This window comes from Priestia filamentosa, assembly GCF_900177535.1.
GTDB classification, from domain to species: Bacteria; Bacillota; Bacilli; order Bacillales; family Bacillaceae_H; genus Bacillus_I; species Bacillus_I filamentosa.
In genome coordinates, this window is sequence record NZ_FXAJ01000009.1 from 20,969 (window position 1) to 36,946 (window position 15,978).

At 41.0% G+C, this 15,978-nt stretch carries 13 protein-coding genes; all 13 read left to right on the top strand.

Going from position 1 to position 15,978, the window contains the following annotated elements; translation table 11 throughout:
• Positions 1-141 precede the first annotated feature (141 nt).
• Positions 142-3,708, top strand: coding sequence for a DNA-directed RNA polymerase subunit beta (gene rpoB / locus B9N79_RS22150; protein ID WP_085118977.1), 3,567 nt, complete (start codon positions 142-144; stop codon positions 3,706-3,708).
• Between the two features lie 44 nt (positions 3,709-3,752).
• Positions 3,753-7,346 carry a DNA-directed RNA polymerase subunit beta' gene (gene rpoC / locus B9N79_RS22155; protein WP_019394076.1) on the top strand — a complete coding sequence of 1,198 codons (3,594 nt, stop codon included), beginning with the start codon at positions 3,753-3,755 and terminating at the stop codon, positions 7,344-7,346.
• A 437-nt stretch (positions 7,347-7,783) separates the two neighbouring features.
• Positions 7,784-8,197, top strand: coding sequence for a 30S ribosomal protein S12 (gene rpsL, locus B9N79_RS22160; RefSeq protein ID WP_019394075.1), 414 nt, complete (start codon positions 7,784-7,786; stop codon positions 8,195-8,197).
• Positions 8,198-8,236: 39 nt separating this feature from the next.
• A complete protein-coding gene (rpsG, locus tag B9N79_RS22165) occupies positions 8,237-8,707 on the top strand; it encodes a 30S ribosomal protein S7 (RefSeq protein WP_019394074.1) in 471 nt (156 codons plus the stop codon).
• A 53-nt stretch (positions 8,708-8,760) separates the two neighbouring features.
• A complete protein-coding gene (gene fusA, locus B9N79_RS22170; protein WP_040056354.1) occupies positions 8,761-10,839 on the top strand; it encodes an elongation factor G in 2,079 nt (692 codons plus the stop codon).
• A gap of 120 nt (positions 10,840-10,959) precedes the next feature.
• Entirely contained in the window at positions 10,960-12,150 is a 1,191-nt protein-coding gene (gene tuf / locus B9N79_RS22175; RefSeq protein WP_040056353.1) for an elongation factor Tu, read from the top strand.
• Between the two features lie 356 nt (positions 12,151-12,506).
• The gene (rpsJ, locus tag B9N79_RS22180; RefSeq protein ID WP_019394071.1) at positions 12,507-12,815 is read left to right on the top strand and encodes a 30S ribosomal protein S10; all 309 of its coding nucleotides are present in this window, start codon (positions 12,507-12,509) and stop codon (positions 12,813-12,815) included.
• 35 nt (positions 12,816-12,850) lie between these two features.
• Positions 12,851-13,480 (top strand): 50S ribosomal protein L3, encoded by a 630-nt coding sequence (rplC, locus tag B9N79_RS22185; protein ID WP_019394070.1) that lies wholly within the window; start codon positions 12,851-12,853, stop codon positions 13,478-13,480.
• A gap of 30 nt (positions 13,481-13,510) precedes the next feature.
• Entirely contained in the window at positions 13,511-14,134 is a 624-nt protein-coding gene (gene rplD / locus B9N79_RS22190; protein ID WP_040056352.1) for a 50S ribosomal protein L4, read from the top strand.
• Entirely contained in the window at positions 14,134-14,421 is a 288-nt protein-coding gene (gene rplW / locus B9N79_RS22195; protein ID WP_019394068.1) for a 50S ribosomal protein L23, read from the top strand. Before rplD ends, rplW begins: the two co-directional genes overlap by 1 nt.
• A 27-nt stretch (positions 14,422-14,448) precedes the next feature.
• Positions 14,449-15,279 carry a 50S ribosomal protein L2 gene (gene rplB / locus B9N79_RS22200; protein WP_040056351.1) on the top strand — a complete coding sequence of 277 codons (831 nt, stop codon included), beginning with the start codon at positions 14,449-14,451 and terminating at the stop codon, positions 15,277-15,279.
• A 57-nt stretch (positions 15,280-15,336) separates the two neighbouring features.
• Positions 15,337-15,615 (top strand): 30S ribosomal protein S19, encoded by a 279-nt coding sequence (rpsS, locus tag B9N79_RS22205; RefSeq protein WP_019394066.1) that lies wholly within the window; start codon positions 15,337-15,339, stop codon positions 15,613-15,615.
• Between the two features lie 20 nt (positions 15,616-15,635).
• Complete coding sequence (rplV, locus tag B9N79_RS22210; protein ID WP_019394065.1) at positions 15,636-15,977, top strand: 50S ribosomal protein L22; 342 nt, start codon at positions 15,636-15,638, stop codon at positions 15,975-15,977.
• Position 15,978: the final 1 nt, after the last annotated feature.

Below are 15,978 nucleotides of genomic sequence, written 5' to 3' on the forward strand. Positions count from 1 at the left end.
TAATAAAATCAATAGTACGTTTTAACGAAATTGTGGTTTTTTAATGAAGAAACCATTTTTTCTTTTGTTTAATGATAGGTATTGTTACCTTTTTATCATTAAAAGTTTCAATAATAACGCTTGATTTGAGGGGTGAATCAGTTGACAGGTCAACTAGTTCAGTATGGACGCCACCGCCAACGTAGAAGTTATGCTCGTATCAGTGAAGTTTTAGAATTACCAAACCTCATTGAAATTCAAACCTCTTCTTATCAATGGTTTCTTGATGAGGGTTTAAGAGAAATGTTCCAGGATATTTCTCCAATTGAGGACTTTACAGGTAGCCTATCTTTAGAGTTTATCGACTACAGCTTAGGTGAACCAAAGTATTCCGTAGAGGAAGCAAAAGAACGTGATGTAACGTATTCTGCACCTTTACGTGTAAAAGTACGTTTGATTCATAAAGAAACAGGAGAAGTAAAAGACCAAGAAGTGTTCATGGGAGATTTTCCTCTTATGACAGAAACAGGTACGTTTGTCATCAATGGTGCTGAACGTGTTATCGTTTCTCAGCTTGTTCGTTCTCCTAGCGTGTATTTCAGTGGAAAAGTAGACAAAAACGGTAAGAAAGGCTATACCGCTACTGTTATTCCAAACCGTGGAGCTTGGTTAGAGTACGAAACAGACGCAAAAGACGTTGTTTATGTACGTATCGACCGCACGCGTAAACTGCCAGTTACTGTGCTTTTACGTGCACTTGGATTTGGAACTGATCAAGAAATCATTGATTTACTCGGAGATAATGAATATCTACGAAACACGCTTGAAAAAGACAATACAGAAAACACAGAGAAAGCTCTATTAGAGATCTATGAGCGTCTACGTCCTGGAGAGCCTCCAACAGTAGAAAATGCTAAAACTCTATTAGTTTCTCGTTTCTTCGATCCAAAACGCTATGATTTAGCAAATGTTGGACGTTACAAGATTAATAAGAAGCTTCACATCAAGAATCGTTTGTTCAATCAACGTCTAGCAGAAACGCTTGTTGATCCTGAAACAGGTGAGATTCTTGTTGAAAAAAATACTATCATTGATCGTCGTACACTTGATCGCATTTTACCAATGCTAGAGGGCGGCGTAAACTTCCAGACTCATGAGCCAGTAGGCGGAGTTCTTGAAGAAGAAGTATCTCTTCAGTCTATCAAAATCTATGCACCAGGAGACGCAGAAGGTGAGAAAGTTATTAATGTTTTAGGTAATACTTTCATAGATGAGAGTGTTAAAAACATTACACCTGCTGATATCTTGGCTTCTATAAGCTATTTCTTCAACCTTCTTCACCAAGTTGGAGGAACAGACGATATCGACCACTTAGGAAACCGTCGTCTACGTTCAGTTGGAGAATTGCTGCAAAACCAATTCCGCATTGGTCTTTCTCGTATGGAGCGCGTTGTGCGTGAGAGAATGTCAATTCAAGATACAAATGCAATTACGCCGCAACAATTAATTAACATTCGTCCGGTTATTGCATCAATTAAAGAGTTCTTTGGAAGCTCTCAGCTTTCACAGTTCATGGACCAAACAAACCCATTAGGTGAGTTAACTCACAAACGTCGTCTTTCTGCATTAGGACCTGGTGGTTTAACACGTGAGCGTGCTGGTTTCGAAGTGCGTGACGTTCACTACTCTCACTATGGTCGTATGTGTCCGATTGAGACGCCAGAGGGTCCAAACATTGGGCTTATCAACTCATTATCTTCTTATGCAAAAGTAAACAAATTCGGATTTATTGAAACTCCGTACCGTCGTGTTGATCCTGAAACAGGAAAAGTCACTGACAGAATTGATTACCTTACAGCAGATGAAGAAGATAACTATGTAGTTGCACAGGCAAATGCTCGTCTTGGCGACGAAGGTGAATTTTTAGATGAAGAAATCGTATCTCGTTTCCGTGGAGAAAACACCGTAATGAAGCGTGATCGCATTGATTATATGGATGTATCACCTAAGCAAGTAGTATCTGCTGCAACAGCTTGTATCCCATTCTTAGAGAACGATGACTCTAACCGTGCTCTAATGGGAGCGAACATGCAACGTCAAGCAGTACCATTGCTTAAACCAGAAGCACCAATCGTTGGAACAGGTATGGAGTACGTATCTGGTAAAGACTCTGGTGCAGCCGTTATTTGTAAACAACCAGGTATTGTAGAGCGCGTTGAAGCAAAACACGTGTGGGTACGTCGTTACGAAGAAGTAGACGGTCAAATGGTAAAAGGTGACCTTGATAAATATAATATGCTGAAATTCATTCGTTCTAACCAAGGAACATGTTATAACCAACGCCCTATTGTTTCTGTTGGGGATGAAGTGAAAAAAGGTGAGATTCTTGCTGATGGTCCTTCAATGGACAAAGGTGAGCTTGCTCTTGGACGCAACGTTCTTGTTGGTTTCATGACGTGGGATGGTTACAACTATGAGGATGCAATCATCATGAGCGAACGTCTTGTAAAAGATGATGTTTATACGTCTGTTCATATTGAAGAATATGAGTCAGAGTCTCGTGATACAAAGCTTGGACCTGAAGAAATCACACGTGATATTCCAAACGTTGGTGAAGATGCACTTCGTAATCTTGACGAGCGTGGAATCATTCGCGTCGGTGCTGAAGTAAAAGACGGAGATCTACTTGTTGGTAAAGTAACGCCAAAAGGGGTAACAGAATTAACAGCAGAAGAACGTCTATTACATGCAATCTTCGGTGAAAAAGCACGCGAAGTACGCGATACTTCACTTCGTGTTCCACATGGTGGAGGCGGAATTGTGTTAGATGTGAAAGTGTTTAACCGTGAAGATGGTGACGAACTTCCACCGGGAGTAAACCAACTTGTTCGCGCGTACATCGTTCAAAAACGTAAAATCTCTGAAGGGGATAAAATGGCGGGACGACATGGTAACAAAGGTGTTATCTCACGCATTCTACCTGAAGAGGATATGCCATATTTACCAGATGGAACACCAATTGATATCATGTTAAATCCATTAGGGGTACCATCTCGTATGAACATCGGTCAGGTATTAGAGCTTCATCTTGGTATGGCTGCTCGTCAACTTGGCATTCATGTGGCAACTCCTGTATTTGATGGAGCACGTGAGGAAGATGTTTGGGCAACAATTGAAGAAGCAGGTATGGCTCGTGATGCGAAGACAGTTCTTTATGACGGCCGTACAGGAGATCCGTTCGACAACCGCGTATCTGTTGGTGTCATGTATATGATCAAACTTGCGCACATGGTTGATGATAAACTTCATGCTCGTTCAACTGGACCATATTCACTTGTTACGCAACAGCCACTTGGAGGTAAAGCTCAGTTCGGTGGACAGCGTTTTGGTGAGATGGAAGTATGGGCACTTGAAGCATATGGTGCTGCTTATACACTTCAAGAAATCTTAACAGTTAAATCAGACGACGTTGTTGGTCGTGTTAAAACATATGAAGCCATCGTTAAAGGCGAAAACGTTCCAGAACCAGGCGTACCAGAATCATTTAAAGTATTAATTAAAGAGCTTCAAAGCTTAGGTATGGACGTTAAAATTCTATCTGGCGATGAAAAAGAGATTGATTTCATGGATTCAGAGGATGATCAAGATCAACCAAATGAAGCTATCATGAATGATGCTCAGCCAGAACCACAGGCACAGCTGCAAAAAGACCCTGTCATAAAAGAGTAGAGGCAATAAGGGAAAACCTGTAGACTAAGAGGGAGGTAGGCCCCTTGTTAGATGTAAATAACTTTGAGTATATGAAAATTGGTCTTGCTTCACCTGATAAAATCCGTTCATGGTCTTACGGTGAGGTTAAAAAACCTGAAACAATTAACTATCGTACATTAAAACCTGAAAAAGATGGTCTCTTCTGCGAGCGCATTTTCGGTCCTCAAAAGGACTGGGAATGCCATTGCGGAAAATATAAACGCGTTCGTTATAAAGGCGTTGTATGTGACCGTTGTGGTGTAGAAGTAACTCGTGCTAAAGTTCGACGCGAGCGTATGGGACATATCGAGCTTGCAGCCCCAGTTTCACACATTTGGTATTTCAAAGGAATCCCAAGTCGTATGGGTCTTGTATTAGACATGTCTCCACGTGCATTAGAAGAGATTATTTATTTTGCTTCTTACGTTGTAACAGATACAGGAGATACACCGCTTGAAAAGAAACAGCTTCTTTCTGAGAAAGAATACCGTGCATATCGTGAGAAGTATGGTCAAACTTTCCAGGCTGCAATGGGTGCAGAAGCTGTTAAAAAAATTCTTCAAGACATTGACTTAAATAAAGAAGTTGAACTTCTTAAAGAAGAACTAAAAACTGCACAAGGTCAACGTCGTACTAGAGCAATCAAACGTCTAGAAGTATTGGAAGCATTTCGTAACTCTGGAAACCATACAGATTGGATGATCCTTGATGTCCTACCTGTTATTCCACCGGAATTACGTCCAATGGTTCAATTAGACGGTGGTCGTTTTGCGACATCTGACTTAAACGATTTATATCGTCGTGTAATTAACCGTAACAACCGCTTGAAGCGTCTTTTAGACCTTGGTGCTCCAAGCATCATCGTCCAAAACGAAAAGCGTATGTTACAAGAAGCTGTTGATGCGTTGATTGATAATGGTCGTCGTGGCCGTCCTGTTACAGGACCTGGTAACCGTCCTCTAAAATCACTTTCACATATGCTAAAAGGTAAACAAGGTCGTTTCCGTCAAAACTTACTTGGAAAACGTGTTGACTACTCTGGTCGTTCCGTTATCGTTGTAGGTCCTAACTTAAAAATGTACCAATGTGGTTTACCAAAAGAAATGGCTCTTGAGTTATTCAAGCCGTTCGTAATGAAAGAGCTTGTTGCTCGTGGCTTAGCTCATAACATCAAGAGTGCAAAACGTAAGATTGAACGCGTTCAATCTGAAGTATGGGACGTTTTAGAATCGGTTATTAAAGAACATCCAGTTCTTCTAAACCGTGCACCTACACTTCATAGACTTGGTATTCAAGCATTTGAACCAACTCTAGTAGAAGGTAGAGCAATTCGTCTTCATCCATTAGTGTGTACAGCTTACAATGCAGACTTTGACGGTGACCAAATGGCGGTCCACGTACCACTTTCTGCTGAAGCACAAGCTGAGGCACGCATTCTAATGCTGGCTGCCCAAAATATCTTAAACCCGAAAGACGGAAAACCAGTTGTTACGCCGTCTCAGGATATGGTATTAGGTAACTACTACCTAACAATGGAGCGTGTTGGCGCTGTTGGAGAAGGAATGACTTTCAAAGATTCAAATGAAGCCATTCTTGCGTACCAAAATGGTTATGTTCATCTTCATACACGCGTAGCTGTTCAAGCTAGTTCTTTAGACAACCAAACGTTCACTGAAGAACAAAGAAATCAGCTTCTTGTTACAACAGTAGGTAAGCTAGTATTCAATGAAATTTTGCCTGATTCGTTCCCTTACATCAACGAACCAACAAGATTCAATCTTGAAAATGAAACACCGAAGAGATATTTCGTTGATAAAGGTGCAAACGTACGTGAATATATTGAATCATTAGAAGCTGTTGATCCGTTCAACAAGAAGATTCTTGGAAATATTATTGCTGAGATCTTCAAACGTTTCAAAATTACGGAAACATCTCGTATGTTAGACCGTATGAAAGATCTAGGCTTTAAATATTCTACAAAAGCTGGTATTACAGTCGGTGTAGCTGATATCGTAGTATTAGGTGAAAAACAAGAGATTCTTGAAGAAGCTCAACATAAAGTAGATAAAGTTCTAAAACAGTTCAAACGCGGTCTTATTACAGAAGAAGAACGTTACGAACGCGTAATCTCTATTTGGAGTGAAGCGAAAGACGTAATCCAAGGAAAACTAATGGCAACTCTTGACCGAAGCAACTCAATCTTCATGATGAGTGACTCTGGAGCCCGTGGTAACGCATCTAACTTTACGCAGCTTGCAGGTATGCGTGGATTGATGGCCAACCCATCTGGACGTATCATTGAGTTACCAATCAAATCTAGTTTCCGTGAAGGATTAACGGTATTAGAATACTTTATCTCGACACACGGAGCTCGTAAAGGTCTTGCCGATACAGCTCTTAAAACAGCCGATTCAGGTTACCTTACTCGTCGTCTTGTTGACGTTGCTCAAGATGTTATCGTTCGTGATGACGACTGTGGCACAGATCGTGGGCTTCTTATCCGTTCTATTAAGGAAGGAACAGAAGAAATCGAGAGCCTTGAAGAGCGCTTAATTGGTCGTTATTCTAGAAAAACTATTAAGCACCCTGAAACAGGCGAAGTAATGGCTCGCGAAAACGATCTAATTACAGAAGATATGTCTAAAGCAATTGTTGAAGCAGGTATTGAAGAGGTATGGATTCGTTCTGCGTTCACTTGTAACACACGCCACGGCGTATGTAAAAAATGTTATGGACGCAACTTAGCTACAGGTTCACAAGTTGAAGTTGGTGAAGCTGTTGGTATTATCGCTGCCCAGTCTATCGGGGAGCCTGGTACACAGTTAACAATGCGTACATTCCATACAGGTGGGGTTGCTGGAGACGATATCACTCAAGGTTTACCTCGTATCCAAGAGCTATTTGAAGCACGTAATCCTAAAGGTCAAGCGATGATTTCTGAAATTGACGGTACAGTAACAAATATCCGTGAAATCCGCGACCGCCAGCAGGAAATTACAATTCAAGGCAGCATTGAATCTAAAACATATACAGCACCATATAATGCTCGCTTAAAAGTAACTGACGGACAATATGTTCTTCAAGGTCAAGAACTAACAGAAGGTTCTGTAGACCCTAAAGAGTTACTAAAAGTGAAGGATCTTATGGCTGTTCAAGAATATCTATTAAAAGAAGTGCAAAAAGTATACCGTATGCAAGGGGTAGAAATTGGAGATAAGCACGTTGAAGTTATGGTTCGCCAAATGCTTCGTAAAGTGCGTGTAATGGATTCTGGAGATACAACTGTTCTTCCTGGATCATTACTTGATATTCACCAATTTACAGATGCCAACGAAAAAGTATTGCTTGAAGGCAAACGCCCTGCAACAGGTCATCCTGTGTTACTTGGTATTACAAAAGCATCTCTTGAAACAGACTCGTTCCTTTCTGCTGCATCATTCCAAGAAACAACACGAGTTCTTACAGACGCAGCAATCAAAGGTAAGCGCGATGAGCTTCTTGGCTTGAAAGAAAATGTTATCATCGGTAAACTTGTGCCAGCTGGTACAGGGATGACACGTTATCGTCAAACAACGCCAAAACCAGCTCAAGACGCTGAGTTTATTACTGTAGATTAATGTAATCATTTTTTCCCACAGGGATGTCATAAAAAACTTACGAGATTTTGTTGACATCCCCTCGGGAGAATGATACTATACAAAAGGTGCTCCTATCAGTAACCTACTACTTTTATTTTATAGAAGTATATTAGGCTCAGATATCATTGTAGGAACGAAGCAAACAGCTCTTGCTTTCCAAAGATGGTATAGTCAACGATATTGTAATCACTACTTTAAAGAGATCTTTAAAGTTAGTAATTAGAAACAATGTCGCTCTTTTCTATGTTAACTCAGTGAAAAGTGAAAAAGACTTGTGGGCCCCATTGATGGAACAGCATCTGTTGCCATAATGTAGTGAAACGTTTTTGAAATGAAAATTTCAAGAACTTTGTTTTTACTTTTAAATGAACCACCTGGATGAGTGGGCTTGAAAAAAGATGAAAGGAGGAAAAACAATGCCTACAATTAACCAATTAGTACGTAAAGGTCGTACTAACAAAGTTCAAAAATCAGATTCTCCAGCATTAAACAAAGGTTACAACAGCTTCAAAAAAGCTCAAACTAACCTTTCTTCACCACAAAAACGTGGTGTTTGTACTCGTGTAGGTACAATGACACCGAAGAAACCGAACTCGGCTCTTCGTAAATATGCACGTGTTCGTTTAACAAACGGTATCGAGGTTACTGCTTACATTCCTGGTATCGGTCATAACTTACAAGAGCATAGCGTAGTGTTAATCCGTGGCGGTCGTGTAAAAGACTTACCAGGGGTACGTTACCACATCGTTCGTGGTGCGCTTGACACAGCTGGTGTTGATGGTCGTATGCAAGGCCGTTCTAAATACGGTACTAAACGTCCTAAAAAATAATTTAACTATAACTAAACCTCAGTGAAAGGAGGAACTATAATGCCTCGTAAAGGTCCTGTTGCAAAACGTGACGTATTACCAGATCCAATTTATAATTCTAAACTTGTAACTCGTTTAATCAATAAGGTTATGTTAGACGGTAAAAAAGGAAAAGCTGAAGCTATCCTTTATAACTCTTTCGACCTTATCAAAGAACGTTCAGGTAAAGATGCTATGGAAGTGTTCGATGAAGCACTTAAAAACATCATGCCTGTACTAGAAGTTAGAGCTCGTCGTGTAGGTGGTTCTAACTATCAAGTACCAGTTGAGGTTCGCCCAGAGCGTCGTACAACTTTAGGTCTTCGCTGGTTAGTGAACTACGCTCGTCTTCGTGGTGAAAAAACTATGGAAGAGCGTTTAGCTAACGAAATCTTAGATGCAGCTAACAACACTGGTGCTGCTGTTAAGAAGCGTGAAGATGTACACAAAATGGCAGAAGCTAACAAAGCATTTGCTCATTATCGTTGGTAAGATTTTTACTACTATAAAAACCATTCTTAAAAAAAGGAAGGAGAAGTACCAAGATGGCAAGAGAGTTCTCCTTAGAAAATACTCGTAATATTGGTATCATGGCACATATTGATGCCGGAAAAACAACAACTACCGAGCGTATCCTTTTTTACACTGGTCGTATCCACAAAATCGGTGAAACTCATGAAGGAGCTTCACAAATGGACTGGATGGAGCAGGAGCAAGAACGTGGTATCACAATCACTTCTGCTGCGACGACAGCTCAATGGAAAGGTAACCGTGTAAACATCATCGATACTCCAGGACACGTAGACTTCACTGTTGAAGTTGAACGTTCTCTTCGTGTACTTGATGGTGCGGTAGCTGTTCTTGACGCACAATCTGGAGTAGAGCCACAAACTGAAACAGTTTGGCGTCAGGCTACTACTTATGGAGTTCCACGTGTAGTATTCGTTAACAAAATGGATAAACTAGGCGCGGACTTCTTGTACTCTGTAGGCACTTTGAAAGATCGTTTAGGTGCAAATGCGCATCCTATCCAACTTCCAATTGGTGCTGAAGATGCATTCGAAGGTATCATCGACTTAGTAGAAATGAAAGCTTACTTCTACGAAGATGACCTAGGTACTCGTGCTGAAGCTCGTGAGATTCCTGAAGAATACAAAGAGCAAGCTGATGAATATCGTGCTAGCCTTGTTGAAGCAGTTGCAGATCTTGACGAAGAGCTAATGATGAAGTATCTAGAAGGTGAAGAACTAACAACTGATGAATTAAAAGCTGCAATCCGTCAAGGAACTTGTAGTGTTGATTTCTACCCAGTTATCTGTGGTTCTGCCTTCAAAAACAAAGGTGTTCAATTAATGCTTGATGCAGTAATCGACTACCTTCCAGCTCCAACTGATGTACCAGCGATCACAGGTACTGTACCTGGTACTGAGGAGGAAGTAACACGTGAATCTTCTGATGAGGCGCCATTCTCAGCGCTTGCGTTCAAAGTTATGACAGATCCTTACGTTGGAAAACTAACGTTCTTCCGCGTATACTCTGGAACATTGAACTCAGGTTCTTACGTTAAGAACTCAACAAAAGATAAGCGTGAGCGTGTAGGTCGTATCCTACAAATGCACGCAAACCACCGCGAAGAAATTTCAACAGTTTACGCTGGAGATATCGCTGGTGCAGTAGGTCTTAAAGATACGTCAACTGGTGATACTCTATGTGACGAAAAGAATCTTGTTATTCTTGAGTCTATGGAATTCCCAGAGCCAGTTATCCACGTAGCTATCGAGCCTAAATCAAAAGCTGACCAAGATAAAATGGGTACAGCTCTTGCTAAGCTTGCTGAGGAAGATCCAACATTCCGTACTCGTACTGATAATGAGACTGGTCAAACGATCATCTCAGGTATGGGTGAGCTTCACCTTGATATTCTTGTTGATCGTATGAAACGTGAATTCAAAGTAGAAGCTAACGTTGGTGCTCCACAAGTAGCTTATCGTGAAACTTTCCGCAGTTCTGCTCAAGTAGAAGGAAAATTCGTACGTCAGTCTGGTGGTCGTGGTCAATATGGTCACGTTTGGATCGAATTCTCACCAAACGAAGAAGGCGCTGGATTTGAATTTGAAAATGCAGTTGTCGGTGGGGTTGTACCTCGTGAGTACATTCCAGCAGTTCAAGCAGGTCTTGAAGATGCATTAGATAATGGTGTTGTTGCTGGATACCCTCTAATTGACATTAAGGCGAAGCTTTATGATGGTTCTTACCATGATGTGGATTCAAATGAAATGGCGTTCAAAATTGCCGCTTCAATGGCACTTAAAAACGCTGCTTCAAAATGTAGTCCAGTAATTCTTGAGCCTTTAATGAAAGTTGAAGTTGTTATCCCTGAAGAATATATGGGAGACATCATGGGTGATGTTACTTCTCGTCGTGGACGCGTTGAAGGTATGGAAGCTCGCGGACCAGCTCAAGTTGTACGTGCATTCGTACCTCTTGCTGAGATGTTTGGTTATGCAACTGCATTACGTTCAAACACTCAAGGTCGCGGAACTTACACAATGCACTTCGATCACTACGAAGAGATTCCAAAATCACTTGCTGAAGAAATCATCAAAAAAAATAAAGGTGAATAATTGATTTTCACGCTTTATTCAAGTATAACTACTTATGTAGGCTGTGAAAGTGGAGCATCCTCCCTTTCACGGCATTCCATATGAAAAAATAGATCTTATATACTTAAGGAGGATTTTAGAATGGGTAAAGAAAAATTCGACCGTTCCAAAACACATGCTAATATCGGCACAATTGGTCACGTTGACCATGGTAAAACAACTCTAACTGCTGCTATTTCTACAGTACTTCATAAGAAATCTGGTACTGGTACTGCAATGGCATACGATCAAATCGATGGTGCTCCAGAAGAGCGCGAACGTGGAATCACAATCTCAACTGCACACGTTGAGTATGAAACTGACAGCCGTCACTATGCACACGTTGACTGCCCAGGACATGCTGACTATGTTAAAAACATGATCACTGGTGCTGCACAAATGGACGGAGCTATCCTAGTAGTATCTGCTGCTGATGGCCCAATGCCACAAACTCGTGAGCATATCCTTCTTTCTCGTAACGTAGGTGTACCATACATCGTTGTATTCTTAAACAAATGTGACATGGTAGACGACGAAGAGCTTCTTGAATTAGTAGAAATGGAAGTACGTGACCTTCTTTCTGAATACGACTTCCCTGGTGACGATGTACCAGTAATCAAAGGTTCAGCTCTTAGAGCTCTTGAAGGAGACGCTGACTACGAAGCTAAAATCTTCGAACTTATGGATGCTGTTGATAGCTACATCCCAACTCCAGAGCGTGACACTGACAAACCATTCATGATGCCAGTTGAGGACGTATTCTCAATCACTGGTCGTGGTACAGTTGCTACTGGACGTGTTGAGCGTGGACAAGTTAAAGTCGGTGACGAAGTTGAAATCATCGGTCTTCAAGAAGAAAACAAAAAGACTACAGTTACAGGTGTAGAAATGTTCCGTAAGCTTCTTGACTATGCTGAAGCTGGAGACAACATTGGTGCTCTTCTTCGTGGGGTTGCTCGTGAAGATATCCAACGTGGTCAAGTACTTGCTAAACCAGGTACTATCACTCCACACAAAAAGTTCAAATCAGAAGTTTATGTTCTTTCTAAAGACGAAGGTGGACGTCATACTCCATTCTTCTCTAACTACCGTCCTCAGTTCTACTTCCGTACAACTGACGTAACTGGTATCGTTGTTCTTCCAGAAGGCGTAGAAATGGTTATGCCTGGAGACAACACTGAAATGACTGTTGAGCTTATCTCAACAATCGCGATCGAAGAAGGTACTCGCTTCTCTATCCGTGAAGGCGGACGTACTGTTGGATCAGGCGTTGTTTCAACAATCATCGAGTAATCGATAATATAAAAAGACGAGCTTTAAAGCTCGTCTTTTTTTTATGTCTATACCTTGTTTCTACTATATAAATAGAAGAAAACTAATTTTACAAGTAATTCCTTTCATATTTCTTCTTTCATTACTTGAATTGATAGGCTAACGTATGTATAATAGAAAAAGTGTAAGAGACCGAAAACATATAAAAAAAGTCTTGCAATGCAGGTGTTTTTTCTATATAATAGCTAATGTTGGTCTTTCAATGCGATGATGTAGGAGGTTGCTGACACACCCGGCCGCTTTGCCACGGCGAGTGGTGAGGAAATTCCTACGGAGAATGTCTATTTATGAAAATAGGCGAAAAAGGAGGGAAAATAATGGCAAAAGAAAAGATTCGTATTCGTTTAAAAGCTTATGATCACAGAATTTTAGATCAATCTGCTGAGAAGATTGTTGAAACTGCAAAGCGTTCGGGTGCTAATGTATCAGGTCCGATCCCACTTCCAACTGAGAAGTCTGTTTATACAATCTTACGTGCGGTGCACAAATACAAAGATTCTCGTGAGCAATTCGAGATGCGTACACACAAGCGTCTAATCGATATCGTGAACCCAACTCCACAAACAGTTGATTCACTAATGCGTCTAGACTTACCATCAGGTGTGGATATTGAAATTAAACTTTAATAAATAAAACCTAACAATTACAGGAGGTGTGACAAATGACCAAAGGAATCTTAGGAAAGAAAATCGGTATGACACAAGTATTTGCTGAAAATGGTGAGCTTATCCCAGTAACAGTAATCGAAGCTGCTCCAAACGTAGTAGTTCAAAAGAGAACTGTAGAAACTGACGGATATGAAGCTATCCAATTAGGTTTTGATGACCTACGCGAAAAGCTAGCTAACAAACCTAAAAAAGGCCATTTCGAAAAAGCTAATACTGCTCCTAAGCGCTACACTCGTGAACTTCGCGACGTGAACGTGGAGGAATACGAAGTTGGTCAGGAAGTCAAAGTTGATATTTTTGCAGAAGGTGACGTAATTGATGTGACAGGTACGTCTAAAGGGAAAGGTTTCCAAGGTGCTATCAAGCGTCATAACCAATCTCGCGGACCTATGTCTCATGGTTCCCACTATCACCGTAGCCCGGGTTCAATGGGTCCAGTTGATCCAAACCGCGTTATGAAAGGTAAAGCATTACCTGGACAAATGGGTGGCGAACGCGTTACTGTACAAAACTTATCAATCGTGAAAGTTGATACAGAGCGTAATCTTCTTTTAGTAAAAGGTAATGTACCTGGATCTAAAAAATCACTAGTAGTAGTGAAAAGCGGAGTTAAAGTAAAATAAAACACTCTTCTAGGAAAGGAGGAATAACCAATGCCAACAGTAGCATTGTTTAACCAAGGCGGCGAAAACTTAGGTAACATTGACTTAAACGAAGCCGTTTTTGGAATCGAACCAAACGAAAGTGTACTATTTGACGCGATTTTAATGCAGCGTTCTGCAACTCGTCAAGGTACTCATAAAGTTAAAAACCGTTCTGAAGTAAGAGGCGGTGGCCGTAAACCATGGCGTCAAAAAGGTACTGGTCGTGCTCGTCAAGGATCAATCCGTTCTCCACAATGGAGAGGCGGTGGGGTTGTATTTGGTCCTACTCCACGTAGCTACAGCTACAAGTTACCTAAAAAAGTACGTCGTCTAGCAATCAAATCTGCTCTTTCTTCTAAAGTACAAAGCAATGATTTTGTAGTATTAGAAGATTTAGCATTACAAGCACCAAAAACTAAAGACATGGTAGCAGTTCTTTCTAACTTATCTGTAAATAGCAAAACGCTTATCGTTACAGCTGATGTGAACGAGAACGTTACTCTTTCTGCTCGCAACATCCCTGGTGTTAACGTTATTACTGCTTCAAGCGTAAACGTTCTAGACCTAGTTAGCGCAGAAAAAGTTGTCTTCACTAAAGGTGCGGTTCAAAAAGTAGAGGAGGTGCTTGCATAATGAAAACTTCTCGTGATATTATTAAGCGCCCCGTCATTACTGAACGTTCAACAGACGTAATGGCTGATCGTAAATATACTTTTGAAGTAGATGTTCGTGCTAACAAAACAGCTGTTAAAGATGCTGTTGAAGAAATTTTCGACGTGAAAGTTGAAAAAGTGAACATCATGAACTATAAAGGTAAGTCTAAGCGCGTAGGTCGCTATACAGGTCTTACTAACCGTCGTCGTAAAGCAGTTGTTACTTTAACAGCTGATAGCAAAGAAATCGAATTATTCGAAGCATAAGTCTTATAAAGAAGGAGGGAAATTCACATGGCGATTAAAAAGTTTAAACCAACCACAAATGGTCGTCGCGGCATGTCAGGTTCTGATTTCGCTGAGATCACTACTGACAAGCCAGAGAAATCGTTACTTGCGCCTTTAAACAAAAAAGGTGGACGTAACAACCAAGGTAAACTGACAGTTCGTCACCAAGGTGGTGGACACAAACGTCAATACCGCATCATCGACTTCAAACGTGACAAAGATGGAATACCAGGACGCGTTGCTACTATTGAGTATGATCCAAACCGTTCGGCTAACATCGCACTTATCGTTTATGCAGATGGTGAAAAACGTTACATTCTTGCTCCTAAGAACTTAACAGTAGGTACAGAAGTTATGACTGGACCTGAAGCAGATATTAAAGTAGGTAATGCATTACCACTTCAAAATATCCCAGTAGGTACTGTAATTCATAACATCGAGCTTAAACCTGGTAAAGGTGGTCAGCTTGTACGTTCTGCAGGTACTTCTGCTCAAGTACTTGGTAAAGAAGGTAAATACGTACTTGTTCGTTTGAATTCTGGTGAAGTTCGCATGATTCTTGCTACTTGCCGTGCTACAATCGGTCAAGTTGGTAATGAACAACATGAACTTATCAACATCGGTAAAGCTGGTCGTTCTCGCTGGTTAGGTAAGCGCCCAACTGTTCGTGGTTCTGTAATGAACCCTAACGATCACCCACACGGTGGTGGTGAAGGTCGCGCACCAATCGGACGTAAATCACCAATGTCACCATGGGGTAAACCAACTCTTGGTTACAAAACTCGTAAGAAGAACAACAAGTCTGATAAATTCATCGTTCGTCGTCGTAAAAAATAACGGGATTGAGCTACGGTTCAAAAGAACCGTAGGGCAATCACGAAGGGAGGTTCATTTATGGGTCGCAGTTTGAAAAAAGGACCTTTTGTGGATGATCATTTAATGAACAAAATCGAAAAATTGAATGAAGCTGATAAGAAACAAGTTGTTAAAACTTGGTCTCGTCGTTCAACAATTTTCCCACAATTCATGGGTCATACGATTGCTGTATATGACGGTCGTAAGCATGTACCTGTTTACGTTACTGAAGACATGGTAGGACATAAGCTTGGTGAATTTGCACCAACACGTACTTATAAAGGCCATGGTAATGACGATAAGAAAACAAGACGCTAATTAAGAGAGGAGGCATTCAAATGCAAGCTAAAGCTGTTGCAAAGACAGTTCGTATTGCGCCTCGTAAAGTTCGCTTAGTCGTAGATTTAATTCGAGGAAAGCAAGTAGGAGAAGCTGTAGCGATTTTAAAACTTACGCCAAAAGCTGCTTCCCCAGTTGTGGAAAAAGTATTAAACTCTGCTATCGCAAATGCAGAACACAATTATGAAATGGATGCAAACAACTTAGTTGTTTCAGAAGTGTTCGTAGACGAAGGTCCAACACTTAAACGTTTCCGTCCACGTGCTATGGGACGTGCAAGCCAAATCAACAAACGCACTAGCCACATCACAGTTGTGGTATCAGAAAAGAAGGAGGGATAAT

Bases quoted from the DNA above. Each gene is read 5' to 3' on its own strand.
- rpsL (WP_019394075.1), top strand. From the start codon at position 7,784: ATGCCTACAATTAACCAATTAGTACGTAAAGGTCGTACTAACAAAGTT.
- rpsG (WP_019394074.1), top strand. From the start codon at position 8,237: ATGCCTCGTAAAGGTCCTGTTGCAAAACGTGACGTATTACCAGATCCA.
- fusA (WP_040056354.1), top strand. From the start codon at position 8,761: ATGGCAAGAGAGTTCTCCTTAGAAAATACTCGTAATATTGGTATCATG.
- tuf (WP_040056353.1), top strand. From the start codon at position 10,960: ATGGGTAAAGAAAAATTCGACCGTTCCAAAACACATGCTAATATCGGC.
- rpsJ (WP_019394071.1), top strand. From the start codon at position 12,507: ATGGCAAAAGAAAAGATTCGTATTCGTTTAAAAGCTTATGATCACAGA.
- rplC (WP_019394070.1), top strand. From the start codon at position 12,851: ATGACCAAAGGAATCTTAGGAAAGAAAATCGGTATGACACAAGTATTT.
- rplD (WP_040056352.1), top strand. From the start codon at position 13,511: ATGCCAACAGTAGCATTGTTTAACCAAGGCGGCGAAAACTTAGGTAAC.
- rplW (WP_019394068.1), top strand. From the start codon at position 14,134: ATGAAAACTTCTCGTGATATTATTAAGCGCCCCGTCATTACTGAACGT.
- rplB (WP_040056351.1), top strand. From the start codon at position 14,449: ATGGCGATTAAAAAGTTTAAACCAACCACAAATGGTCGTCGCGGCATG.
- rpsS (WP_019394066.1), top strand. From the start codon at position 15,337: ATGGGTCGCAGTTTGAAAAAAGGACCTTTTGTGGATGATCATTTAATG.
- rplV (WP_019394065.1), top strand. From the start codon at position 15,636: ATGCAAGCTAAAGCTGTTGCAAAGACAGTTCGTATTGCGCCTCGTAAA.